The sequence below is a fragment of the Diplocloster modestus genome (genome assembly GCF_019042245.1).
Classification (GTDB): Bacteria; Bacillota; Clostridia; order Lachnospirales; family Lachnospiraceae; genus Diplocloster; species Diplocloster modestus.
On record NZ_JAHQCX010000005.1, the window covers coordinates 37,765 to 61,322 of the forward strand.

Genomic DNA, 23,558 nt, shown 5'->3' on the forward strand with positions numbered 1-23,558 from the left:
CACCTTTATGGCAGTTGGATCTTATCCCCCGCCAGAATCCGGTCTCCGTTGTCGATGCCGTTCAGCTGGCAGATCTCATCCACTTTACTATAAGTTCCATATAATTTCTTACTGATTTTTGCCAGCGTATCCCCTTTCTGTACGGTGTAATACTGACCGGTCAGGGAATTCGACGCCGGTTCCGCCGGAGTATCGGGCTGGTCAGCCGGTTGTTCCGCAGGCTGATCCCCTGCCTGATCTACCGATTGGTCTGCCGGCTGCTCTCCTGCCTGACCTCCCGATTGGTCTGCCGGCTGCTCTCCTGCCTGATCTTTCGATTGATCCGCCGGCTGCTCCGGGGTCTGGTCTGCCGGCGCCGCTGCGTTGGGATCCGTCTGTTGATCCGGAGGTGCTTGTCCCTCAGGCTGGCTGCCATCGGCCGGCTGCTGTCCTGCCGGATCCTGTTGGTTCTGCGGGGATGTCTGGGGAGCCACATTGCCCGCAACGCTCTGTACCGGAATCCCATCCGTATTCTGGCTAGTCCCTCCATTTTCCGCAGTAATGGTATCATTAATATTATTCAGAGTCGCCTCGATATTCTGCATCTTATCATAATTATTAATCATATTGATCCCGATCACAAATACGATCAGCACCAGAAACGTACTGGCCGTATACATAAAGGTCATAATCCGTTTCTGATGCCCGGTATCCTTCTTATCCTGCATGACCGCCCGGAAGCTTACCGCCGCATTATCCGGCACTGCCTCCACCGGCTCGATGCTGGCTCCTTCATGTTTATCAATCATATATTCCTGCATCGGTTCATTTTTTTCATAATAAATATAATAGCCGTGCTGTTTTACGAGTTGTCCATTTTCATAGAAAAAGAAAGCATCTTCCTTTTCCAGAGGCTCTCTCATAAAAAACACCTTTTGATTACCGGCAAAATTCTTCGTATGGGCGCTTAGAATATCCTCCCCAGCCTCCAGAGCGAAGCCCGGCATGGACATGTACCACCCCACGATCTCCCGGTTATCGAAAAACCTCTTGATCGTCTCATAAATGCCTGTCCAGGTATCCTCCGTAAATCGGATCCCCTCTTCATTTTTCTCCACATGTTCCGCTTCAATCGCGCTGTTGATAAACAGATACTGGCACCCTTCCTGCCTTTTCGCCTCACCCAGAAGCACCGCCGTTTTCGACTCGGCATCCCCCGTATCCGCCAGCTGATTCAGGTATGTAACTACATAATCTTCCACATATATTTTCTTCTTATCATCTATAACCCCTATTTGTCTTACGTTCTTAGGAAGCCTGACCGGTTCCGTCTCCCCGCCGCCGGTCTGCTCTTCTTCATTATATATTACCTCGATCATACTCACACCTCGCTTCAACCCTTTTCCAGCATATTACCACAATCCCCTGAACAGATTTTATCGTTTTATGTCACCAAATCCTAAGTTCTTACCGACATTATTTCCCATCCTTCGAATAACGGTGTCACGTTATGGGGGAACAGGTATTTAAAATCCTTTCCAAAAGACCCCCAGCGAATAATACCGGAAAAATGGGTAAAACTTAAAACAGTTAGTGTGCCAAAAAGAGCACGCATGGAGGAAAAGATGAGACCTAAATCTTCAGATACGGTTTATTATATAAATCCGAAAGGGATGCGGGCGGTGAATCGTTTTTGCGGTACCCTGCAGAAATTAGTGAAAGAGACGGGCGGCAGCGGTAGGCCGATCGTTTTTGTTTGTATTGGGAGCGACCGGGTAACCGGGGATAGTTTGGGTCCTTTGATCGGGTATAAGTTAAATAAGAGCCCGTTTGCTTCCCGCTTTATTATCTATGGGACGCTGGAGTATCCGGTTCATGCGCTGAATCTGGATGAGACCATCGGGCATATAAAAAGCACCCATCCGGGTGCGCTGGTGATCGCGATCGATGCTTCGCTGGGATCTCCGGGACATTTGGGGTATGTCACATTGGGAAAGGGGTCTTTGCGGCCCGGAGCCGGGGTAGATAAGGATCTGGCTGAAATCGGTGATATCTTCATTACCGGAATTGTAAATGTATCGGGTTCTATGGAACAGCTGCTGCTCCAGACTACCCGGCTGTCCGTGGTGATGCAGATGGCGGATTTTATCAGCTCGGGTATTCTGGCGGCAGCGAAGAAGCCATTGTTTACTACGGCGATTTACGATGAGGTATGGGGCATCCAGGACCTGCATTTTTCCGAGTAGGCCCGGGCGATCTCCACAAAACCGCAGTATTTGTCCGTATACGCTATGACCAGCACTTCCGGATTGGTGGGAATCGGCAATGTTACCGGCCACATATGTTTCAGGATAATTTCCCGCTCCAGATCATTCAGATCGAAGTACCGTTCCGCATTTATAAGCGCTGCTCTGGGATGCGTCATAGCATGGAAATGTTCGCCGGTTTCCCTGGCATGGGTACGCCAGTCATACAGAAACAGATCATGCAGCATACCTGCCCTGGCCGCCGCCCGGGCATCCAGATGCAGAGCTTTGCAGATACAGTAATTATAGTAGGCCACGTGAAGACAGTGATCATAGCACGATGTATCACAGTGGTGCGGATATTCTTTCATCTGAAGTACGACGGGATGTTCCGCGATATCCTGGATGACCTCATAAAACTCTCTTTTGTCCTCGTCCGTAGCTGCTTGTTCTACGCTTTTAATTAACTTGTGCATTGGAACCGCCTTCTTTACAAAAATGGGAATAGAAGCTCTTCACTTCTATTCCCATTATAATACGCATTTCTAAGGAAAAAAACCTAATTTTCCTTAAGAATTTCTAATTTTTTTGTAGATGCCTTCTGCATCCAGTCCGTATTTGTGAATCAGGGCCGTAGCGGGACCGGATTCACCAAACACATCATTGATACCGATCTTCAATACGGGAGTCGGGGCGTTTGCAGCGAGAGCGTCGCAGACTGCGCTGCCCAGTCCGCCGATGACGGAGTGCTCTTCTACGGTAACCACTTTTCCGGTTTCCTTAGCCGCGGCTACGATCAGATCTTCGTCTAACGGTTTGATCGTATGAATGTTGATGACTTTCGCCTGGATACCATCTGCTGCCAGCATTTCCGCTGCTGCCAGAGATTCCGATACGCACAGGCCGGTGGCTACGATGGTTAAGTCTTTTCCTTCTCTTAAGACTACGCCTTTGCCCAGCTCAAATTTGTAATCCGGATTGTCATTGATCACAGGCACGGCCAGTCTGCCGAATCTTAAGTATACGGGGCCTGCGTACTCTACCGCTGCGCGCACAGCCGCTTTTGCTTCAATATCATCTGAGGGGCTTAACACGACCATTCCAGGCAGCGTTCTCATCAATGCGATGTCCTCATTGCACTGATGGGTGGCGCCGTCTTCGCCTACAGAGATACCGGCATGGGTGGCGCCGATTTTCACATTTAACTGAGGATAGCAGATGGAGTTGCGGACCTGCTCAAACGCGCGGCCTGCCGCGAACATGGCGAAGGTGCTGGCGAAGGGAATCTTGCCGGTGGCCGCAAGGCCCGCGGCTATCCCCATCATGTTGGACTCTGCGATACCGCAGTCGATATGGCGGTCGGGATATGCTTTTTTGAATACTCCAGTCTTGGTGGCTGCTGCCAGGTCGGCATCCAGAACTACCAGGTTCGGGTACTCGGCTCCAAGTTCCACTAATGCATTACCATAGCTTTCTCTCGTTGCGATCTTCTTTACTTCTGACATAATGCTTCACCTACCTTTTCCAAATCTGCCATTGCCACGGCGTACTGCTCATCATTGGGAGCGGAACCGTGCCAGGATGCCTGGTTTTCCATAAAGGATACGCCTTTTCCTTTTACGCTGTGAGCGATAATGGCAGTGGGGCATCCTTTGGTCTCTTTCGCCTCGTTGAAAGCTGCGGCGATCTGATCAAAATCATGGGCATCTATATTGATCACATGAAAATTAAACGCTTCGAATTTCTTATCGATAGGATAAGGAGAGCATACATCGGCTACAGAACCGTCGATCTGCAGACCGTTGTTGTCTACAATTACAACCAGGTTATCCAGATTTCTGGCGCCTGCGAACATGGAAGCCTCCCATACCTGGCCTTCCTGAATCTCACCGTCGCCCAGCAGGGTGTATACACGGTAATCGTCATCACTCAGTTTCGCGGAGAGGGCCATACCTACTGCCGCGGAGATTCCCTGTCCCAGCGAACCGCTGGACATGTCAACTCCGGGAATGTGTTTTTTATCCGGATGCCCCTGAAGATAGGAGCCAACGTGGCGAAGGGTCTTCAGATCCTCTACCGGGAAGAATCCCCTGTAGGCCAGTGTGGAATACAGGCCGGGGGCACAATGTCCTTTGGAAAGGACGAAACGGTCTCTGTCCGCTTTGTCCGGTTCTTTCGGATCTACGTTTAATTCTTCAAAATACAGATACGTAAATAAATCTGCTGCGCTTAAGGATCCGCCGGGATGTCCCGATTTTGCACTGTGTACGGCAGTTACAATACCTTTGCGGATCTCATTGGCAGTTTTCTGTAACTCTAATTTGTTCATGTTCTAACCACCTTTTCCTTTATTCTCCAAAGACAGCTTTATAATCTGCCTGGAATTTCACAATACCCTGATTCATTAACGGTTAACTGGCATTACGCCCTATTCCATAACCTGGGCTTTCAACGCTTTCAACCGCTTCATCACGTCATTTCCACCAGCTGCGAAATAGTCGCTGAGCGTCTTGTATTCTTCATAGAGCTTCTTATATACCGCCACATTTTCCGGGATTGGCTTGTAATACTCCTCTTTTACCTTACCCATCACTTCTGCGGCCTCGAAGATGGAATCATATCCGCCGTTTGCTTTTCCAGCCGCCACGGCTCCGAACATGGCCGCTCCAAGGGCCGGGGTCTGATCAGATGCGGAGATCCGGATCTCACGGTTCGTGACATCAGCATAGATCTGCATCATCATTTTATTTTTCTCCGCGATACCGCCGCAGGCGAACAGCTCATCAATCTTCACGCCATTCTTCTCGAACGTTTCGATAACCAGGTTCGTACCGTAGGCGGTAGCCTCGATTAACGCCCGGTACATCTCTTCCGGTTTAGTCAGCAGCGTGCATCCCAACATCATGCCGGTCAGGTCGTAATCCACGTAAGGGGTCCGGTTGCCATTCCACCAGTCCAGAGCCAGTAAGCCGCTCTCTCCGGGTTTTAGTTTCTGCGCTTTTTCCGTCAGCAGCTGGTGAATACCGATTCCGCTCTCTTTCGCTTCCTCGGTGTAGGAAGCGGGCACACAGTTTTCGACCAGCCATTCAAAATGATCTCCCACGCATGCCTGTCCGGCCTCATAAGCAAAATAACCGGGCATAACACCGTCTTCAACCACGCCGCACATACCAGGAACAATCTCTTCTGTCTCACCTAACAGTATATGGCAGGTGGAAGTTCCCATTACCATCAACAGCTGTCCCGGCTTCGTGATCCCGATACCGGGTACCCCGGAATGTGCATCGATGATCCCTACCCCTACCGCAGTCCCGGGTTTCAGGCCGGTTTTCGCCGCCCACTCTTCGTTCAGTTCCCCGGCCTTCATACCGAGCGGATAGATTTTATCGGACATTTTCTCTTCGACCAGATTTTCCATTCTGGGGTCCAGCGCTTTGAAAAAATCTTTGGAAGGGTAGCCGTCCTGTTTATGCCAGATCTCTTTATATCCTGCATAACAGCTGGAACGTTTTTCCTCTCCGGTCAGCATGTAGTTTACCCAGTCCCCGACTTCCATGATCTTCTCCGCGCGGTCATAGATCTCGGGGGCCTCGTTCAGGATCTGAAGAACTTTGGGCTCCATCCACTCTGAAGATATCTTACCGCCGTAGCGGTTTAAGAAGGTTTCGCCTCTTTGTTCCGCGATCTCGGTTATCTTATTCGCCTCGGGCTGGGCCGCGTGATGCTTCCAGAGCTTCACATAGGCGTGAGGTTCTGATTTCAAATCTTCTTTATAGCACAGAGGCTCCCCGTTTTTATCGGTCGGAAGTATCGTGCATGCGGTGAAATCGGTAGAAAGTCCGATGACATCCTCCCCGTCGATTCCTGCCGCCTTTAAAACCTCCGGAATTGTTATCTCGACAACCTCCATATAATCGGCCGGATGCTGAAGCGCCCAGTCCATCGGAAGCTTTGTCCTGCCGTCCGGAAGGTACTCATCCATAACACCGTGGGTATAAGGCTTCACAGCCTGCGCCACAATATTTCCGGTCTCCACTTCCACCAGTACGGCACGGCCGGATTGTGTCCCGTAGTCAAGTCCAATTGCGTATTTTTTACTGCCCATAACATAACCCTCCAATTTTATATTTTTAGAATACTGTAAGGTATCTTATCAGTCAAGAAACAGATGAATTATTAATAAATAAATTTACTTATATTTTTTATTTTATTAATGTTTTTCCCAGAATCTTTGGATTTTCCAGTTAATCCACACGATTTTCCGTTAATATTCCAGATGCCGCCTTGGATTTTTACATTTTTATTATTAATAATTTTGAGCTTCGCATTTATTTTTAAGAATCTTTAAGCGGCGGCTATGATGTCATAAAGCTTAGAAATGAATCTTCGCGTAAGAGGTACTGCCGCGGATAATCAGTTTTGGTTCATATTCAACATGGTAAATACTGGTGGGCTGGATCTCGCTGTTGTACGTATTCAGGGAGGCAATCTTTTTGACCACAATATCGCAGGCATCCCGGCCTTTCAGCACCACGAAATGTTCCAGCGTCGTCAGGGACACCCCCTGCAGGCTGGATATCAGTGTATTATCACAGCCCATAACCGAAATGTCGGCAGGTATCTTATATTTGGCCTCCAGGAGAGCGTCCATAATTCCCACCGCGATCATATCGTCCAGCCCCACGATGGCTGTGATTCCCTTCTCATCCCGGATCAGTTCCTTTGTCATGTCATAACCCATCCGGTATTCGGAATCAATGCTGGGCATCTGCTCATTCCACCGCTCACCCGGACTTTTGATGATCACATGATAGCCAGGCCCCATTCCCTCGAACTCACTGACAAAACCATCTACCCGCTTAATTCTCGCTGGAAGGCGCTTCAGAAGCGGCGTCGTTACGAAGGCTACTTTGCGATGCCCTAATTCCAGCAGATGTCTCGCCATCAGCCTGCCAGGCTTGGTGTTGTTCAGCTCCACCGTGTCCACGCTCATGGTTTCATCCCTATTCCCGATAATCACGATGGGTATGCTGGCGGACAGCTCGTCCACCTGCCTGCAGAAGCTGGGGCTGGATGTATAGATGATGCCCATGGGTTGCATAGACTTCATCATCTTCAGATATTGGTCTTCCAGCTTCATATCCCGCTGTGTATCGCAGACGAATACGCCGTATCCGTTTTCTTTGGCCACTTCCTCAATCCCCTGGAGCAGCATGACATAATAGGGATTTGTAAGCGTCGGGCAGAATACCACGATCAGTTTTCCGCCTTTGCTGTCTTTACGGATCCGGCGGCGGGGCACTTTGTAACCCAGTTTCGTGGCTGCCTGTTCCACCTTCTCCACGGTCTCCTTTGAAAATGAGACATTATACTTTTTATTCAATACCATCGAGACCGTCGCCTGCGACACTCCTGCCGCTTTAGCGACATCCGAAGAAGTGACTTTATTCTTCCCCATGCCTACCTCCGCAAGCCCATTTTCCCTCTCAGGATGTTTTTTCTCATACAGTATTATTATAGACGATGTTGTGATTTTGTACAATGAAATTTGTGTTAAATGAGCGGGAGACCGCTTTAATCAACAACTTTAAGATTTGGATATATTTTTTCTATTCTGTCGTCCGGGAAATGGCTGTCCAAAAAATGTTCCAATGTATTCTGCGCCTGGGGCTCACTCTGTCGTTCTGCGTAACGCCCCAGCGCCATCGCAGATAGAATCATGTTGATTATCATAAATAGAATCAGTATCCATGTGGCCGGTACCCCCGCCTTCCGTGGAATCTTTTCAATCAGTCCGGACAGAAATGGATAAATCCCCTTTAACCACACCACCGCGGCGATTCCCCAGAAGAAACAGTACAGTAGATTAATTCTGCCGCCCAGATTAAAAGGGATGTCACTGTAGTCCCAGAAAACTGTCCCAAAGGCCAGCTCCGTAAACACACTGCATATGTATTCGTAGGCTCCCCCCAGCACCGTACCGCAGACGAATAGATAACGGTCGCTTTTATCTTTATATTTATACAAAAGCGCAGTGAGAATAGCACAGGCCAAACCCCACACAATACTGAACGCACCGTAGACAACGCTGCTCCTGCTCATCCAGATACCGGCTGTGATCCTGCAGAAGATAGTCTCCACCACATCTCCCAGGAACGCGCCGACAAAGAACAGGGCGGTCAGTTTGTAGAAACCGCATCCCTTTGCGAATATCTCTTTTTGTGCCTTTTCCTTTACCGCCCTCTCCGCCAGCAATTTTGCTGTCTCAATGTTCGGATACGCTTTCATCATTCTGCGCTGCATCCTGCCGGTAATCGCATTTCCGAAGGAGTCAGAGATGCGCTGCATGTCCTGCGATACCTCGTCCAGCCTGCGGATCCTGATTTTCAACTGGAGCGCGGCGGTCAAAGCGCTTACAAAGTCCAGTACCAGAAGGATCAGGGCAGCCAACAGCACGATCCTGCCGATCCAGCGGGGTATCAGGCCCAGAAGAGTGAGCAGCAGCGGATTCGTTACGCGGATGCAGAGTATACCAAGCAGTCCGAATATCACCGCCAGGGTAAAACTTATGTAGCCTTCGAACTGAAAACGGTTCTTACTGAAATCCCACCATTTCCGGCGGAAGAAACGTTCCAGAAGCAGGCCGGTTATATACATGAGAGCAGCTGAAAGGATAATCCCGCCGATGAATAAAAAGAACAGATTCCCTTTCAGTTCCGACAGGAAAACCGTAAACAGTATGGCTCCGAATCCGTATATGGGACAAAATGGGAGGTTCAGAAACCCGGTATTGACAAACCTGTGCTTTTTGGCCGCGGAATAGATGACCCCGGCGCACCATCCCGCAAAAGAATATATGAGAAAGTACCAGAACAGTTGGTAAATCGTATTGTACATTGTATCAAATCCTCCGTATCCGGGCCGGATGCAGGCCTGCCTTCATCCCTGCGTGCCCTTGTTGTATATTTCATGCCTTTTTGTAATTTGTAAGATGTTAAAAGGGATTATAACACAATGTGTTAAAAGAACAATCAAATATTTTCAGATTTCTAGATTGGCTGCAATAACATATTACAGGGATAGGACCTTGAACATCTGTAACCGTATGTGATATAACAAAAATATAAATTCTAAAGCGTCTGCTGTTTCTCTAGAAATAGATTAGATCTGTTAATTTTTATCTTTCATGCATAAGGGCACCGTACCTGGCCAGCTCGGCCGCAAAATCAATTTCTTTATAGATATACTTGGAGGGATGCTTATTATTATTAATTTATAATGCGGGGGTTTCTCATTTCCTGTCGATCTGGAATACATCTTATTTTGTTTGGTTATAGCCTATATTATCTATAATGAGTAATTATAGCCTTATTAATCTATAATAGCTAAATATAGCCTTTATAATCTATAATAGATCAATATAGCCTATATAGGCTATAATATTCAAATATAGCTTGTAGGATGTATAATAATTGATTAGAGCTCCCTTTTGCTATATAATGGTAAAAAAGGCCTGGAGGTGTCAGATGTATTTTTCCTTTTCTTTTAAACCTTATTTAGCAATTATTGGCGATCTGAAACATTCAAGGGACATATCGGACAGGTACGTGGTTCAGGAAAAATTGAACAAAGTTTTAGGTGAAATAAATGAATCTTATTCCAGGGATCTATCATCCAAGTTTACGATTACATTGGGAGATGAATTTCAGGGTTTGTTAAACTGCGGAGTTAACACGATGCGTATTATCTCCGATATTGAACGAAGGATGTACCCGGTAAAAATACGGTTCGGTTTCGGTATCGGTATCGGTTCCATCACTACCGACATCAATACGGAGATGGCGATCGGAGCAGATGGCCCCGGTTACTACAAAGCCAGAGAGGCCATCGAATATCTGAGGATCATTGAAAAAAGGAATAGCACGCAGGCAGCTGACATCCGATTTGGGGCTGACGGCGACAATCAGGGTATCGTGACCATGCTCAATACCATTTTAACACTGCTGACTGTCATAAAAGAATCCTGGAGTGACCGCCAAAGAGAGGTGATCGAAGATATCCTGGAACATCAAGACAGTCAGACCAATACTGCGAAACGTCTGCACATACGGCAGCCTACCGTTCAACGCATACTGGCAAATGGAAATTATTACGCATACAGGGAAGCATTGGATACGCTGGAGAAAGCATTGGAGGAAATTACACAAGATGTTCTTTAAAGAAATCTTTCTTTTATTACTATTGGCTCATGTAATAGGGGACTTTTATCTTCAAACAGAGGAGCTGGCGAAGAAAAAAGCGGATCATGTACGTTGGGTTATTATACATTGTCTGATTTACTGGGCGGCATTCATAATCGTTATTCTGCCGGCATTCTCCTGGAACCTTGCGCTATACGGTTCTCTGTCAGCCTTGCCGCCTATTTTTATACGGTAAATGTCGGAAGTCTGACCTTGAACCATGGTCTGACCGGAATCCTGTCCGTGATCGGGGCGTCAAAAACAACCTGTCTCTCCTGGATCACAGCAGTCCTGCTCATACATAAACCCATAAACATCGCAATATCCAAAATTCTAATTAATTATAAGCCGGAGGATAAGGATTCCGACAGAAAAAGTGTTCACAATGCAGGGAGATTTATCGGAACCATTGAACGGCTCATTATGCTAATTTTCATATCATTGGGTCAATACGCGGCCATAGGTCTGGTCCTGACAGCAAAATCAATCGCAAGATATGATAAGATCGTAAAGGAACCTGAATTCGCAGAATACTATTTGTTAGGAACACTGCTAAGTACAGCATCCGTAATTATTATTTCATTTATCCTCTGATGAATAAGAACAGTAGAGGACGAAACCTCGCAGGACACGGGAAAGAATCCCCGGGGCACACTCCGGATCGTATTACGGCGAGTTTACCCCGGGTCCTGCTAATCAGATTTCGTCCTCTTCTGTGTTTATCCGTTCTTATCCGCCCTTAGTTCCGGTGGATGCGGTATGTTTATCTTGATTACATTTTGCTGATTACATTTTGTTGATCCAGTCCGCCATGTTATCCTTATAGAACACATAGGGATCATCCATGATCACTTCTGTACCTCCGTCCGAAGCCGGAGCAGCAGTAAAGGTAGTCTCGGGATAATCTCCCCAGGCGTCCATGGTAAAAGTGGATCCCTCTTTACCGTCAAAACCATCGTTCATGACTGCCAGTGTAGCCGCTGCGGACAGAGCTCCCAGATGTCCCAGATCCCACAGCATCATGTACGGACACACATAGTCGAAAGCGTTCTCATCCGGTGACAGGGGCATAAATGCCTGCATTTCTGAGGGCACGCCCAGTCCGGTCACTTTCATGTCGCTGCCGGCCTGCTTCAGCACCTGGCCCTGCGCGGCCAGACCCACAGTGGTCGGTGCGATAATGACGTCTACTTTGTTCTCGGACATGAAGGCTTGGGCCTGTGTGGTGGAAGCGGTCAGGTCGTCATTTCCGTATTTCTTGTCCAGTTCTGGGCTCACCTTTCCCTGATAACAGGGACGCTGCAGTTCTTTTTCCATATCTGCGATCCAGCCGTTCTGTACCGGAGTGTCGATGGAGGCGGACAGCACACCGATCCGCAGTTCATCACCGGTATAGGAGGCCAGTGCGTCGTCTACCGCTTTCTCCATGTTATCTCCGGGATAATCCACGCCCAATGCCTGGAGAACTGCCGCCCGGACCTGGTAAGCGCCCAGGGACTCGGAAGATGCCTGATTTACATGGATCGTACGGAATTCCGGGTTGCAGGCGGAATCAACGGAATTGATAATAATCCCTGCATCCTTTGCCTTCTTGAATACTTCGTCATAGCCGGCGTCCCCGTTGGTGGCAACGGTAATGGACGCCACTTTCTGAGTGATCAGCTCGTCAATGATCTGTACCTGCGCTGCTACGGTTGTCTCTGTAGGGCTTTTTTCCGCTGTCTTATATCCATGGCTCTCCATGTAATCTGAATAGCCTTCGTAGATCTTCGTGGTAAAAGTCCCCGCTGCCTTCAGCAGCAATACATGAGCGCCTTCCAGGTCCCCGCTGCCGGAGCCCGAAGCAGACGTGTCCGCAGGTGCCGCGCTGTTGCTGGAAGCCGGAGCCGCGTCTTTCTCTCCTCCGCTCTGTGCGGACGCATCTGTGTTTTGGCTTCCGGTGTCCGCAGGCGCCGTGTCCTGTTTGGAACCGCAGCCTGCCATTGCGCTGACCGTCATGGCCAGGCACAGAGTAATTGCCAATAGTTTTTTCTTCATGTTTCTACCTCCCAATAGAATTTTATTTATATAAACAGCTTTGCTGTTCATACCTCATATCTTGTATATATCTCATATACACCCCTATATTTTCCGGAACCTGCGTCTCACCGCCGTGAATAAATCCTTGTTGATGTTGGGAATCAGGACGGCAATCAGCAGAACCAGTCCGGTCAGTGTCTTTTTCGCGTTGGCGTCCACGCCCATCAGACCCAGCGTATAGATCAGAAAAGCCATAATAAAGGTAGAGATCACCGGCCCGTACATCTTACCTTTTCCGCCGCTGGTGGAGACCCCTCCCAGCGCGCAGATAGCAATGGCGTTCATCTCGTATCCCACACCCATGGTGGAGCTGACACCGCCGCCCATTCTTCCGACAAAGAAAATCGAAGCAATTCCGCACATCCCCCCCATGATCAGATAGACTGCCAGTCTGGTTTTCCGCACATTGATGCCGGAATACTCGGCGGTTACTGCATTATTTCCTATGATATAGAGCTTCCGGCCAAAGCCGGTCTTCTGAAGAACCACAACGAATATCGCTGCCATCAGCAGAAAGATGATCATGGCCAGCGGGATGCCCGCGATCTGGTTCCAGGCCAGCTTTGTATAGAAGGCCGGGAAATTTCTCAGCACGTTCACATCCAGTATGATCTTCACGATTCCCCGATAGAACAGGGAATTTGAGATCGTCACAATAACGGACGGCATTCCTACATATCCAACCAAAACACCGTTGAACATTCCCAGCAGCACTCCCGTGGCGATTCCTGCCAGGACACAGACCACTGCGGGCATTCCCTGGTCCATCAGCAGGCCGGTTGTCATGGAACAGAAAATCATGTTTGCTGCACAGGACACATCGATCTCTCCCATCATCATCACTAACGCCATCCCCAGAACCAGCGGGCACAGATCCATGCCGGACTGGATAATGGATGTGATCGTTCCGGATGCAAAATACAGATTGGGCCGTGCAAGCATCAACAGTATATTGATCAGGAAGAGCAGATAAATCAAAATCATTTCCCATTGAACAAGGAAGCCTGTAATCTTCCATTTTTTCTTTCCGTTCATCACAGCATTGCCCCCCTCTCCTTTAGTTCCCGTCTTCTGGTGGAGCGGGCTGTCCAGATATTAATACCTACGGCAATGATGATAATCGCTCCCTTGATCGCATCCTGCCAGACGCTCAATCCGGGAAGCATACTGATAAAAGACGTGATTATGCTCATCATCAGGACAGCGATAAATACTCCCCCGACTCTCCCCTGGCCTCCGATGATACTGACCCCTCCCAGGATACAGATCGCGATAGCCGTCATCTCGAAACCGTCTCCGATGGCAAAATTCCCTACCGCGAAGTTGGCCACATAGAGCATCCCGGCAAGTCCGCATACCGCCCCGCAGATGGTATAAGACATCAGCATGACGCGGGATTCCCGGATACCCGAGACTTTCGCGGATTCTTTGTTGGTTCCTACCGCGTAGATCCTCCGTCCAGGGGTGGTATCGTTCAGGAATACAGCGGCCAGGATCAGGATCAGTGCCGCGAACCAGATGATATTATAGATTCCCGCTGTTTTTCCGATAGAAAAATTCTGAAAGGTCATCTGATACTGATGCGGATACCACCATGCACCGGAGGAGATGATAAATGCCAGTCCCCGGAATATGTAATTCGTTCCCAGCGTGGCAATCATGGGCGTGACTTTTAGAGTTCCCACCACAAATCCGTTAAACATCCCGCATACCATACCGATCAGGACCGCAACGATCAGCCAGAGGAAAACCGGTACCTGCGGGTGGTGGAATTGAAGCAGAGAGCACACACACCCCGACAGGGCCATGATACAGGATATGGAGATATCAATCCCCCCGCTGATGATCACGATCATCTCTCCCACAGCCAGAAAGACAAACACACAATTGTTGCGGAGCATATTCATCAGCGATCCTACGGAATACAGATCCGGAGTGATAACAGCGGCCAGGATCAGCAGAACGATTAACCCCACCATCAGGCCAAAATTCTTGTTCCCTGTAATCTTTCTCATGCGCCCGCCTCCTTTTGCCTCAGAGAAGCCTCCAGAATCATTTCCTGAGTGGCCTCCCCCTTTTCAAATGTCCCTGTCACCCGGCCGGCTTTCATCACCACAATACGGTCGGCCATGCCCAGCACCTCCGGCATTTCGGAAGAGACCATAATGATCGCATAGCCTCCGGACGCCAGTTCGTTCATAATCTCATAGATCGAGGATTTGGCTCCCACGTCGATCCCCTTGGTCGGTTCATCCAGGATCAGCACTTTCAGGTCACAGTTCAGAAGCTTTGCGAATACTACCTTCTGCTGATTCCCGCCGGACAGGGATGAGGGCGGTGCCTGGATACTTTCCGCCTTCAGCTGAATCTTTTGGCAAAATCCCCGTGCCGCTTCTTTTTCCTGCTCAACGTTTAAGATCCCATAGTTCAGAAATTTGTCCATAGCGGCTGAGGTAACATTCTGATAGATCGGAAGCTCATTGATAAGCCCCTGAATCTGCCGGTCTTCCGGCAGCATACCGATCCCGAAGCGGAATGCATCCTTGGGGCTTCGGACATGGATCTCCCGTCCGTTCAGCTTAAGGCTCCCTGTAGCCGGGGGCATGATACCGAAAATACTCTGACAAACTTCGGTCCGGCCGGCCCCTACCAGCCCGGTCAGCGCTACAATCTCTCCCTGACGGACGTCGAAGGACACATCCTTGAAATAACCTTCTCTGGATATTCCCTCCACCGCAAAGACCACTTCCCCGATCTGCGCGGTTTTCACCGGATACATCTGGTTCAGTTCCCGCCCTACCATCTTCGAGATCAGGTCGTGGTTCGTGATCCCGTCCACATCCCAACAGCCGATATACTCCGCATCCCGGAATACGGTAACACGGGAGGCCAGCCGGTACATGTCCTCGAACTTATGTGTAATGAAAATAATGGATACCCCCTGGTCCCGCAGATTCTCGGTAATTCGGTAGAGTTCCTCACATTCGTGGTTCGTCAGAGACGCGGTCGGCTCGTCCATGATCATGATACGCGCGTTTCTGGACAATGCTTTGGCGATCTCCACCAGCTGCTGTTCCGCCACAGACAGGGCGGACATGGGCTTATGTACATCCAGGGCCGGACTCAGCGGCGCTATCAGTTCTTTTGCCTTCTGATTCATACGCTTCCAGTTATACAAGCCTATCTTATTCTTGATCTCCTGGCCCATAAATATATTCTCTGTAACCGTCAGATCGGGAAATGCGGTCACATGCTGGTAAATAGCTGCAATTCCCATCCGGGCGGATTCCAGCGGGGAACGGAAGGTTACCTGTTCGCCTTCTAACAGCATGGTCCCGCTGTCCGGCTGATGTACACCGGTGATCACTTTGATAAATGTAGATTTTCCCGCTCCGTTCTCCCCCATCAGGGCATGTATCTCCCCTGGTTTCAGCTGAAAACTGACCCCTTTCAGCGCCTGAACGCCTCCAAACGTCTTTACCACATCTTTCAGCTCCAATATATAGTCACCCATTGGTTAAAGTCTCCTTTCCTCCACCCAATCTATGGAATCAGTATTACTTTGGAGGCTTCCTGTGTTCTGGACATTTCAAACCCCTGATGATACTGTTCCAGCGGCAGTTCGCAGGTGATAATGGATTGAAGATCCAGACGGCCGGCGGCAGCCAGGGCAAGGCTGTTTCTCCAGGATTCCGCGTTATATCCCATGTGTCCGATAATCCGGACATTTTTCAGCGCGAAATCGTCAAGTCCACGGTTATAGGTCTTATCGCTCATTCCGATTCTGACGACCGCCCCCTCATTTCTTACGATCCGAATCGCCTGTTCCGTGATCATCGGTACTCCGGCCGCATCTACTACCACGGCCACTCCGTTCTCACCTGCTATCTTCAGGACACTCCCCACCAGATCTTCTTCCTCATCCGATGCCAGAAAATCAGTAGCTCCGTATTTCCTGGCAATATCCTCCCGGCTTCTGCGGTCGGAGGACATGCCGACGGCTATCACCCTGGAAGCACCGCCGATATAGGCCTGCTGGATGGACATAAGCCCCAGAGCCCCGACACCGAATACGACGGCAGTCTCACCCGATCGGAATCCTGCCTGCTGAATGACGGCATTGTAACCGTTTGCCGCCGGATCCATCAGGGTAGCTTCCGAAAAGCTTAAATTGTCCGGGATATGGTACAGACAGTTGGGGTACATCTGTAACAGCCTGCCCGGTATCCGCACGTATTTTGTAAATCCTCCGTCCATGGAACAGCCCATGGTCTGCCGGTGCGCACAGGCTACAAAGTTACCCGCGGCGCAGGAAGGACAGCGCCCGCAGGCGTCTCCTGTATTCTCCGATACCACCCGGTCTCCGATCTTCCAATAGTCTGTGACATTTTTACCAATTCCTGCTATGACGCCGGCAAATTCGTGTCCCATGATAAACGGGACCCGGCCCATGGGCTCCAGCCGGCCATAGTAAAAATGCAGGTCACTTCCGCAGATACCGCATGCTTTCACCTCCAGCAGTATATCGTCGTCGCCAATCACCGGTTCCGGTACCTCCCGGAATTCTACCTGCCCTTTTCCGCACAAAACAACCGCTTTCATTTTTACACACTCCTTTCTTATTTACCTCCTTCGATGCATTTCCCGTATCTCAATGGATAATACATCGCATATTTACTTTTCCTTCCTATTTACTTTTCCTTCCTAACGGATTACCTGATTCAGCTCCAGCCGTTCCCCGCTGGGCCCACGGAAGGTAATGTATTTTACTCCTTTGGACCAAAGCTCTTCATCCTGCACAATAGGGCCATCAAATATGACACCTCTGGCGGAAAGCTCCTCCACAGCCTGTTCTATTTGGTCAGTGGCGATCGCGATATGTTCAATCCTGCCTCTGTCCGGAAGTTCTGTCCCAGGCTGGCAGATGCATTCAAGAATCAGATTGCCTTTCTGTAAGAATACGATCTCCGTTGTGATGCCTGATTCCTGATCAACAGCGGATTTCCCAGTGGGGGCCTCAAATCCCAGGATGTCCTGATAGAATTTCTTCGTCTCCTCCATGTCTGTTACCCAGAGGCCAATGTGAGCCAGATCTTTCCAGCCATTCTCCTTCATAAGTTCATTCTCCTGCATAAGTCCTTCCTCCCATCTGTCTTTCTGCTTCCTGTGAATATCTGTGTGTTCTCCGTAATTTACACATAGAATCCTGGTTATCTGATGTCTAGAAGCAGTATTCATACATAGCTTTGAGTGCGGTTTTGTTATATTCATCTTCTATCCCGTTATCCAGGCAGTCCACATAAGCCGCTTCTACCAGGAGATCCACCTCCCTGGTCGGTATACCCCCTTCTTTAAAGGAGGCTGGAACGCCGATCCGGCGATACCACTCCTGCAGGGCTTTCATTCCCAGCTGTGCCTGGAATGCCTCCGGGAACATCCGGATTCCAAACACCTGCCGCGCGAATTTAGCAAATCTTCCGGTCAGACGCTCATCCTTTTTATCCAGCATGTAGCGCATCCAACCGGTAGTGACGATGGAGATCGCCGCACCATGGGGCGTGTCATAACGTCCGCTGAGCGGATGGGATAGAATATGGCAGGGTACGTAAGTCTTTCCAAGACCACAGCGGTAAAATTCATTCCAGGAAATGGAGGCCGCCCACATCATCGTGTCCCGTGCCTCCTCATCCTTCGGATTCTCCAGCAGGCATTCCATACACTCCATAACCGTGCGCATCAGACTCTCGCAATATCCATCCTGGATCGGTGTCCAGTGTTCCTGTCCTGTAAAATAAGCTTCCGACAGATGGGATATAATATCTGCGGCCGAGTAAGCGGTATTCCGGATCGGAATACCGTAAGTCAGCACCGGGTCCAGGATGGAGGCCCTGGGATAGATCTCCGGTCCGGACAGTGCGGATTTCTGTTTTGTCTCCTCATTGTTCATGACTGAGATACAGTTCATCTCCGAGCTGGTGGCCGGTATGGTGCAGATCGTGACCAGCGGAAGGGCGTCCGACAGTTCTCCCTTTCCCTCATACAGGTCCCAGACATCCCCATCGTAGAGTGCCCCTGCCGCAATACACTTGCCCTCGTCCATCACGCTTCCTCCGCCCACTGCCAGGATGACACCGATCCCGTTCTCCAGGACCTTCCGGATCCCTTCCCTGGCATGGGCAACATCGGGATTGGATTTGACACCCAGGTGCTCTACTGTTCGCACTCCCGCTCCACTTAAGGACTGATGAATCTGTCCATAGATTCCGATCTGTTCCAGTACCATTTTGTCATAGGACAGCAGAAGAACTTTATCTCCCCGCAGCTTTACCTGTTCTCCCGCCTCCTTCACTCTTCCTTTTCCGTATATCATCTCTGTAGGAATACAGAAATTAAAAGGTCTCATGACCTGTCCCTCCCTTAGAATTCTATGGCTACCTTTACTGCCGTCTGTTTCTCATGAAGCGCGCATTCGAACGCTTTCTGCACTTCCCCGAATTTAAAAGTGTGAGATACAACTCCGGATACATCCACCTTGCCCGATGCCACTGCATCCAACACCAGCGGATAGATTCCGTGATAACGGAATACGCTCAGGACATCCACCTCATTGTTGTTCAGCTGCAGCTGATTGATCGGAACATCCTCATGGACATTGCCCACCAGGACGATCTTCCCGCCCTTCTTCACCAGATCCGGGGTCATAGCAGCGGTAACTTTACTTCCAGCCGTCTCAAATACGAAATCCGCGCCCTTTCCGCCGGTAAGCCGGAAAACTTCTTCCATCAGATTCTGTCTGGCGGAGTTGATGACCGCAGACGCTCCCAGTTCCTTCGCTTTCGCCAGACGGTTATCATACAGGTCGGCTATGATCACGGCAGAAGCTCCCAGCGCCCGGCATGCAAGCAGTGTCATCAGGCCGATACAGCCGGAACCCAGCACGACTGCAGTCTTTCCCAGAGAAATACCGCTCCGCTTGGCCGCGTGCATGCCTACGGCAAATGGTTCGAACATGGCCCCTTCCAAAGTGGAAACAGAGTCCGGAAGCTTAAATGCCATAAAAGCCGGATAGGATATGTAACGGCTCAGCGCTGCCGTCTGAAACGGCGGAGAAGCCATAAAAATCATGTTATCGCAGAGGTTATAGCGTCCTTCAAGGCAATAGTCACATTTTCCGCAGGGGATACCGGGTTCCACAGCCACACGGTCCCCCTCTTTCAGATGTTTCACATCTTTTCCGGTCCGGCAGACAATTCCGGCACATTCATGGCCCAGAATAAAAGGCAGCGGCGGTTCTTTCACGAATCCTCCATAAGTGGGGTCTTCAAAGAAACCCACATCGGAGCCACAGACTCCCACATGCTTAATTTCGATTATGATATCGTCCGGTCCACATTCCGGCATAGGTACATCCCTGATCTCAAACTCAAATGCTTTTAGCAGATAGGCACTCTGATTCTGCATAGCAAAAATCCCCCTTTCAATCCAGATTGTCCGCGATGGCTGCGTCAATCATAGCCATTTCTTCCTGTGACAGTTCCCAATCCATTCCACGGCAGTTTTCCGCCGCTTCTTTTTCATTCCTCACGCCTACAATCGCTGTATGTACATAATCCTTCTGAATACTCCAGTTCAGCGCCGCCTGCGCTACCGGAGCATGATGGTTCGCCGCCGCTTTATCCAGTGTTTTCAGCAGCTCCATAATCTGCGTAAACATGGGCTCCTCGAAATACGGATAGAAGGTTCTCCGGGTATCCTCAGGCGGGAAATCCGGCATGGACCGTATCGCCCCAGTCAGGATCCCGGCCCCCAGAGATCCGTAGGTCATGATTCCGATCTCACGCCGTGCGCACCAGCGCATCAGATCGGTTTCCACACGGTTTACCATGGAAAACGGCGGCTGGATCACCTCCACCGGCCCGTACTTTTCCGCTTCCCGTATCTGTGATTCGGAAAAATTCGACACGCCGATATGACGGATCTTACCCTGGTCCAGCAGTTTTACCATGGCTCCCATAGATTCCCCGATCTCCACTTTCGGGTCCGGCCAATGGATCAGGTAAATATCTATATAGTCCGTACCCAGATTCTTTAGTGATTCATCGCACTGACGCAAAATATTAGCCGCTCTTCCATCTTTGATATAGCTGCCGTCGTGTCCAGTGTAGACCGCTGTCTTTGTAGTCAGATACACTTTATCCCGAACGCTTCTGACTGCCTCTCCCACTACCCGTTCGGAATGTCCGGCATTATAACCGGGCGCCGTATCGATCAGATTCACTCCCTGTGCGGTCATCTCCCGTATAGCCTCGATACTGTCCACTTCATTGACTTCACCCCAGTGGGCGCCGCCAATAGCCCAGGTGCCCGTAGTCAGAACGGATACATCCAATCCTGTTTTCCCGAATCTCTTATAACGCATGTGAAACCTCCTTCTCCGAATCCAAGACTTCCTGCAGCTGTTCCCGGCTCTTGATACCGGTGGAAGCCCCTATATGGCGGACCGCGATTGATGCTGCCGCATTGGCATACCGGCAGCAGTGGTACAGATCCTGTCCTTCCATCAGGCCCGCTATAAATCCTGCCGCAAAATTATCCCCGGCCCCTGTGGTGTCCACCGCTTCTACCAGGAAAGGCGGTACGATCATGCGGGTATCCCGGTTTCTGGCCAGACAGCCCCTCTTTCCGATCTTGATAATGACATTGGCCGCCCCGAAGGAGAGAATCCGCTCTGCCATCCGGTCCGGATCCTCTTCACCGGTCAATCCCCGGGCTTCCTCCTGGTTGGGGAAGAAATAATCAATGTAGGGCCAGAGATCCCGGTAGGTCTCAAGCCTGCATCCCTCGGAATACATCATGTCTGCACAGACAATCGCTCCGTTTTCCTTCGCTGCCCTCGCCACAGCCAGCGCATTGTCCACGTCGTCAAAAGGCGGGAAGTAGAGGCTGGCCAGCGAGACCACCCGTGCCCCCCGGATCTTCTCCGGGTCCACCCGGTAACTCAGCGATTCCGGGCGGGACGCGTTGAAAAAGCTGCGCTCCGCATCCTCCCGAATCAAAGGCACCGATAACATGGAAGGACTGTCCGGATTCGTGACGCTTTTGGAATAATCCACGCCGGCCGCATCCAGCACCATACGGATAAAGTCCGCGGTTGGATCATTGCCAAGGCCAATGATCAGTTCCACTTTATTTCCCAGTTTGTTCAGCACATAGGCCTCATTTACCGCATCACCGCCGATCCAGATCGAAGTCTCCTTTACCGGAATCAGTTCTCTGCTGAAATCAATCTGCGCGACTCCGCGAATGCAGACATCCACGCAGCAGAACCCGACGCATATTACTTTATCTGGCATCCTGTTCCCCTCCATATTTTCAGCTTCCGGTTAACGGCTGTGTTTGAAAGACCTCAATGTGCTCTTTTACGATCTCCGTAACCGCCCGGTCCGCCGCTTCCTGAATCTCCTGCATATGAATCGGACGGTCACCCGCCCGGGCGACAGTCTCCTTCACCGCGCCGGCCGCCGCCAGGGACATGCCGGTGAAAAAGTTGATCTTGTTAATCCCATGTTCCACGGCTCCCCGGAAAGCCTCCGGTGACAGACCGGATCCCCCATGCATCACCAGTGGAATGTCCACCTGGCTGCGGATATCGGCCAGCCGCTTCAGATCCAGCTTCGGTATACCCCGGTATATCCCGTGGACCGTACCGACCGCTACAGCCAGGGCATCCACCCCAGTGGCCTCCACAAATCTCACGGCTTCTTCCGGTGTGGTGAAATTCGCGCTGTCCGCGACCGCCCCATCTCTGAGAAGCGCGCCTCCCTCAGCGCCTCCCACATGTCCGATCTCCGCTTCCACACTGACGCCGCAGGCATGGGCAGCCTCCGTAACTTTTTTCGTAATGCGGATGTTCTCTTCCATAGGCAGGGATGAACCGTCGAACATCACTCCTGAAAAACCGGCGTGAACCGCCTTCATGCAATCCTCGAAGCTTCCCCCATGATCCAGATGGAACGCCACCGGTACACTGGCGTTGCGGATCATTTCCAGCGTCAGCTTTACATATTCCCCGGGTTTCTCCTGCTCCTCGATCATCCCCCATGTAACCATCAGGATCATGGGGGTTCCGGTCTGCTCCGCTGCCCTCAGTATCGCCGCTGTATTCTGGTAGCCTGTAGTGTCAAATGCCCCCACGGCGTACCTTCGTTCCACGGACTCATGAAGTACCTCTTTGAGCGTAACTAGTGACATTTTCCTTCTCCTCCTTTTTCTGTATCGATTCCTTAATCAGTCAGGTGGTTATGAGTGATCCACCGGAGGCTTCTGGGTCTCATCTGGGAATTCCTCTGTCTGCAGCTGCTTTCTACAGGCTTCATAACCCGCGGCGAATGCTAGCAGTTGTTTTGTTTCCGATTCATCCAGGCAATCCAGCACATGAATCAGCGCTCTTCGATTATCATACTGGATCTTCATAATCCGCCTCCTTTCTTTGACTTAAGCAAAGTATATATCGAACAAAGTCAAATGTCAAGCTAATTTTTATTTGACTAGGTGATACTTTTATGATATGCTAGCTTCAAGAATTGAGGTGGTATGGTATGACACTGGGTGATCGGATAAAATGTATCCTGTCAGAAAAAAATATGAAGCAGGTGGAATTTGCTTCCACCCTGGGGATAAGCGCCAACTATGTGAATCAGCTGGTCAATGGAAAAAAGACGAATATCTCAGAGACATTAGCAAAATTAATTGAAGAACGTTTCGGATATTCAGCAGAATGGATCATAAACGAAAGCGGCAGCAAACTGGCATCTCCTACACTTTCGGCGATTAAAAAAGAATTTATCCGGAAAATCAGGAAAATGCCGGATGAGGAAGTCCTCGCGATGCTGGCATTTGCGGAAACCTTCGCGAGTTTTAAACGGCAGTTCGGTATGGCAGATCCGGAAACGCAAAGCTGAGATACTCCGGATCGGAAGCCGGGGATTCTGCCGGAGGGCTCATTGCGGAAACT

The 23,558-nt window shown here is 50.0% G+C and carries 24 protein-coding genes; 5 read left to right on the plus strand and 19 right to left on the minus strand.

The annotated features are described in order from the left end of the window. Positions 1-5 precede the first annotated feature (5 nt). Positions 6-1,358: a LysM peptidoglycan-binding domain-containing protein gene (locus tag KTH90_RS08940; RefSeq protein ID WP_238726651.1), complete on the minus strand. Its 1,353-nt coding sequence runs from the start codon at positions 1,356-1,358 to the stop codon at positions 6-8. A 246-nt stretch (positions 1,359-1,604) separates the two neighbouring features. On the opposite strand from KTH90_RS08940, the gene yyaC reads away from it, so the two are divergent. Next, positions 1,605-2,225 carry a spore protease YyaC gene (gene yyaC / locus KTH90_RS08945; RefSeq protein ID WP_158351042.1) on the plus strand — a complete coding sequence of 207 codons (621 nt, stop codon included), beginning with the start codon at positions 1,605-1,607 and terminating at the stop codon, positions 2,223-2,225. Here yyaC and KTH90_RS08950 read toward each other — a convergent pair. From KTH90_RS08950 to KTH90_RS08975, 6 genes are all read right to left on the minus strand, one after another. Beyond that, positions 2,180-2,701, minus strand: coding sequence for an HD domain-containing protein (locus KTH90_RS08950; RefSeq protein WP_238726652.1), 522 nt, complete (start codon positions 2,699-2,701; stop codon positions 2,180-2,182). The genes yyaC and KTH90_RS08950 overlap by 46 nt on opposite strands. A 93-nt stretch (positions 2,702-2,794) precedes the next feature. Next, complete coding sequence (locus tag KTH90_RS08955) at positions 2,795-3,730, minus strand: transketolase family protein (RefSeq protein WP_158351043.1); 936 nt, start codon at positions 3,728-3,730, stop codon at positions 2,795-2,797. Next, a complete protein-coding gene (locus tag KTH90_RS08960) occupies positions 3,718-4,554 on the minus strand; it encodes a transketolase (protein ID WP_158351044.1) in 837 nt (278 codons plus the stop codon). The genes KTH90_RS08955 and KTH90_RS08960 overlap by 13 nt, the downstream gene beginning before the upstream one ends. Before the next feature lie 99 nt (positions 4,555-4,653). Continuing rightward, a complete protein-coding gene (locus KTH90_RS08965; RefSeq protein WP_158351045.1) occupies positions 4,654-6,330 on the minus strand; it encodes a ribulokinase in 1,677 nt (558 codons plus the stop codon). Between the two features lie 267 nt (positions 6,331-6,597). Further along, the gene (locus KTH90_RS08970) at positions 6,598-7,683 is read right to left on the minus strand and encodes a LacI family DNA-binding transcriptional regulator (protein WP_158351046.1); all 1,086 of its coding nucleotides are present in this window, start codon (positions 7,681-7,683) and stop codon (positions 6,598-6,600) included. A 116-nt stretch (positions 7,684-7,799) separates the two neighbouring features. Next, positions 7,800-9,122, minus strand: a complete 1,323-nt coding sequence (locus KTH90_RS08975) for a putative ABC transporter permease (RefSeq protein WP_158351047.1) — start codon at positions 9,120-9,122, stop codon at positions 7,800-7,802. A 629-nt stretch (positions 9,123-9,751) separates the two neighbouring features. Here KTH90_RS08975 and KTH90_RS08980 point away from each other — a divergent pair. From KTH90_RS08980 to KTH90_RS08985, 3 genes are read left to right on the plus strand one after another with little or no spacing between them, the layout of a single operon-like run. After that, positions 9,752-10,444, plus strand: coding sequence for a SatD family protein (locus KTH90_RS08980; RefSeq protein WP_158351048.1), 693 nt, complete (start codon positions 9,752-9,754; stop codon positions 10,442-10,444). Beyond that, on the plus strand, positions 10,434-10,661 hold the full coding sequence (locus KTH90_RS25435; protein ID WP_408626278.1) for a DUF3307 domain-containing protein: 228 nt from the start codon (positions 10,434-10,436) through the stop codon (positions 10,659-10,661). The genes KTH90_RS08980 and KTH90_RS25435 overlap by 11 nt, the downstream gene beginning before the upstream one ends. A 17-nt stretch (positions 10,662-10,678) precedes the next feature. After that, positions 10,679-11,059, plus strand: coding sequence for a hypothetical protein (locus KTH90_RS08985; protein WP_158351050.1), 381 nt, complete (start codon positions 10,679-10,681; stop codon positions 11,057-11,059). A gap of 192 nt (positions 11,060-11,251) precedes the next feature. Here KTH90_RS08985 and KTH90_RS08990 read toward each other — a convergent pair whose 3' ends face one another. The 12 genes from KTH90_RS08990 to KTH90_RS09045 form a co-directional block, all read right to left on the minus strand. Next, a complete protein-coding gene (locus KTH90_RS08990; RefSeq protein ID WP_158351051.1) occupies positions 11,252-12,502 on the minus strand; it encodes a substrate-binding domain-containing protein in 1,251 nt (416 codons plus the stop codon). 84 nt (positions 12,503-12,586) lie between these two features. Beyond that, the gene (locus KTH90_RS08995; protein WP_238726654.1) at positions 12,587-13,579 is read right to left on the minus strand and encodes an ABC transporter permease; all 993 of its coding nucleotides are present in this window, start codon (positions 13,577-13,579) and stop codon (positions 12,587-12,589) included. After that, positions 13,579-14,559, minus strand: a complete 981-nt coding sequence (locus KTH90_RS09000; protein ID WP_238726655.1) for an ABC transporter permease — start codon at positions 14,557-14,559, stop codon at positions 13,579-13,581. The genes KTH90_RS08995 and KTH90_RS09000 overlap by 1 nt, the downstream gene beginning before the upstream one ends. After that, positions 14,556-16,058, minus strand: a complete 1,503-nt coding sequence (locus KTH90_RS09005; protein ID WP_238726656.1) for a sugar ABC transporter ATP-binding protein — start codon at positions 16,056-16,058, stop codon at positions 14,556-14,558. The genes KTH90_RS09000 and KTH90_RS09005 overlap by 4 nt, the downstream gene beginning before the upstream one ends. 29 nt (positions 16,059-16,087) lie before the next feature. Continuing rightward, entirely contained in the window at positions 16,088-17,146 is a 1,059-nt protein-coding gene (locus KTH90_RS09010; protein ID WP_158351055.1) for a zinc-dependent alcohol dehydrogenase, read from the minus strand. A gap of 102 nt (positions 17,147-17,248) precedes the next feature. After that, a complete protein-coding gene (locus KTH90_RS09015; RefSeq protein WP_238726657.1) occupies positions 17,249-17,677 on the minus strand; it encodes a VOC family protein in 429 nt (142 codons plus the stop codon). A gap of 88 nt (positions 17,678-17,765) precedes the next feature. After that, positions 17,766-18,947, minus strand: coding sequence for an iron-containing alcohol dehydrogenase (locus KTH90_RS09020; RefSeq protein WP_238726658.1), 1,182 nt, complete (start codon positions 18,945-18,947; stop codon positions 17,766-17,768). A 14-nt stretch (positions 18,948-18,961) separates the two neighbouring features. Beyond that, positions 18,962-20,005 carry an NAD(P)-dependent alcohol dehydrogenase gene (locus tag KTH90_RS09025; protein WP_238726659.1) on the minus strand — a complete coding sequence of 348 codons (1,044 nt, stop codon included), beginning with the start codon at positions 20,003-20,005 and terminating at the stop codon, positions 18,962-18,964. A gap of 16 nt (positions 20,006-20,021) precedes the next feature. Then, the gene (locus KTH90_RS09030) at positions 20,022-20,963 is read right to left on the minus strand and encodes an aldo/keto reductase (RefSeq protein ID WP_238726660.1); all 942 of its coding nucleotides are present in this window, start codon (positions 20,961-20,963) and stop codon (positions 20,022-20,024) included. Beyond that, positions 20,953-21,897, minus strand: coding sequence for a carbohydrate kinase family protein (locus tag KTH90_RS09035; RefSeq protein ID WP_238726661.1), 945 nt, complete (start codon positions 21,895-21,897; stop codon positions 20,953-20,955). Before KTH90_RS09035 ends, KTH90_RS09030 begins: the two co-directional genes overlap by 11 nt. A gap of 19 nt (positions 21,898-21,916) precedes the next feature. Next, complete coding sequence (locus tag KTH90_RS09040) at positions 21,917-22,795, minus strand: class II fructose-bisphosphate aldolase (protein ID WP_238726662.1); 879 nt, start codon at positions 22,793-22,795, stop codon at positions 21,917-21,919. 48 nt (positions 22,796-22,843) lie between these two features. Continuing rightward, the gene (locus KTH90_RS09045; RefSeq protein ID WP_238720690.1) at positions 22,844-23,017 is read right to left on the minus strand and encodes a hypothetical protein; all 174 of its coding nucleotides are present in this window, start codon (positions 23,015-23,017) and stop codon (positions 22,844-22,846) included. Positions 23,018-23,142: 125 nt separating this feature from the next. On the opposite strand from KTH90_RS09045, the gene KTH90_RS09050 reads away from it, so the two are divergent. Next, on the plus strand, positions 23,143-23,505 hold the full coding sequence (locus KTH90_RS09050; protein ID WP_238726663.1) for a helix-turn-helix domain-containing protein: 363 nt from the start codon (positions 23,143-23,145) through the stop codon (positions 23,503-23,505). The last annotated feature ends 53 nt before the right edge of the window (positions 23,506-23,558 follow it).

Coding starts and splice junctions, on each gene's coding strand:
- KTH90_RS08940 (WP_238726651.1), bottom strand. CDS start 1,358: ATGATCGAGGTAATATATAATGAAGAAGAGCAGACCGGCGGCGGGGAG.
- yyaC (WP_158351042.1), top strand. CDS start 1,605: ATGAGACCTAAATCTTCAGATACGGTTTATTATATAAATCCGAAAGGG.
- KTH90_RS08950 (WP_238726652.1), bottom strand. CDS start 2,701: ATGCACAAGTTAATTAAAAGCGTAGAACAAGCAGCTACGGACGAGGAC.
- KTH90_RS08955 (WP_158351043.1), bottom strand. CDS start 3,730: ATGTCAGAAGTAAAGAAGATCGCAACGAGAGAAAGCTATGGTAATGCA.
- KTH90_RS08960 (WP_158351044.1), bottom strand. CDS start 4,554: ATGAACAAATTAGAGTTACAGAAAACTGCCAATGAGATCCGCAAAGGT.
- KTH90_RS08965 (WP_158351045.1), bottom strand. CDS start 6,330: ATGGGCAGTAAAAAATACGCAATTGGACTTGACTACGGGACACAATCC.
- KTH90_RS08970 (WP_158351046.1), bottom strand. CDS start 7,683: ATGGGGAAGAATAAAGTCACTTCTTCGGATGTCGCTAAAGCGGCAGGA.
- KTH90_RS08975 (WP_158351047.1), bottom strand. CDS start 9,122: ATGTACAATACGATTTACCAACTGTTCTGGTACTTTCTCATATATTCT.
- KTH90_RS08980 (WP_158351048.1), top strand. CDS start 9,752: ATGTATTTTTCCTTTTCTTTTAAACCTTATTTAGCAATTATTGGCGAT.
- KTH90_RS25435 (WP_408626278.1), top strand. CDS start 10,434: ATGTTCTTTAAAGAAATCTTTCTTTTATTACTATTGGCTCATGTAATA.
- KTH90_RS08990 (WP_158351051.1), bottom strand. CDS start 12,502: ATGAAGAAAAAACTATTGGCAATTACTCTGTGCCTGGCCATGACGGTC.
- KTH90_RS08995 (WP_238726654.1), bottom strand. CDS start 13,579: ATGAACGGAAAGAAAAAATGGAAGATTACAGGCTTCCTTGTTCAATGG.
- KTH90_RS09000 (WP_238726655.1), bottom strand. CDS start 14,559: ATGAGAAAGATTACAGGGAACAAGAATTTTGGCCTGATGGTGGGGTTA.
- KTH90_RS09005 (WP_238726656.1), bottom strand. CDS start 16,058: ATGGGTGACTATATATTGGAGCTGAAAGATGTGGTAAAGACGTTTGGA.
- KTH90_RS09010 (WP_158351055.1), bottom strand. CDS start 17,146: ATGAAAGCGGTTGTTTTGTGCGGAAAAGGGCAGGTAGAATTCCGGGAG.
- KTH90_RS09015 (WP_238726657.1), bottom strand. CDS start 17,677: ATGCAGGAGAATGAACTTATGAAGGAGAATGGCTGGAAAGATCTGGCT.
- KTH90_RS09020 (WP_238726658.1), bottom strand. CDS start 18,947: ATGAGACCTTTTAATTTCTGTATTCCTACAGAGATGATATACGGAAAA.
- KTH90_RS09025 (WP_238726659.1), bottom strand. CDS start 20,005: ATGCAGAATCAGAGTGCCTATCTGCTAAAAGCATTTGAGTTTGAGATC.
- KTH90_RS09030 (WP_238726660.1), bottom strand. CDS start 20,963: ATGCGTTATAAGAGATTCGGGAAAACAGGATTGGATGTATCCGTTCTG.
- KTH90_RS09035 (WP_238726661.1), bottom strand. CDS start 21,897: ATGCCAGATAAAGTAATATGCGTCGGGTTCTGCTGCGTGGATGTCTGC.
- KTH90_RS09040 (WP_238726662.1), bottom strand. CDS start 22,795: ATGTCACTAGTTACGCTCAAAGAGGTACTTCATGAGTCCGTGGAACGA.
- KTH90_RS09045 (WP_238720690.1), bottom strand. CDS start 23,017: ATGAAGATCCAGTATGATAATCGAAGAGCGCTGATTCATGTGCTGGAT.
- KTH90_RS09050 (WP_238726663.1), top strand. CDS start 23,143: ATGACACTGGGTGATCGGATAAAATGTATCCTGTCAGAAAAAAATATG.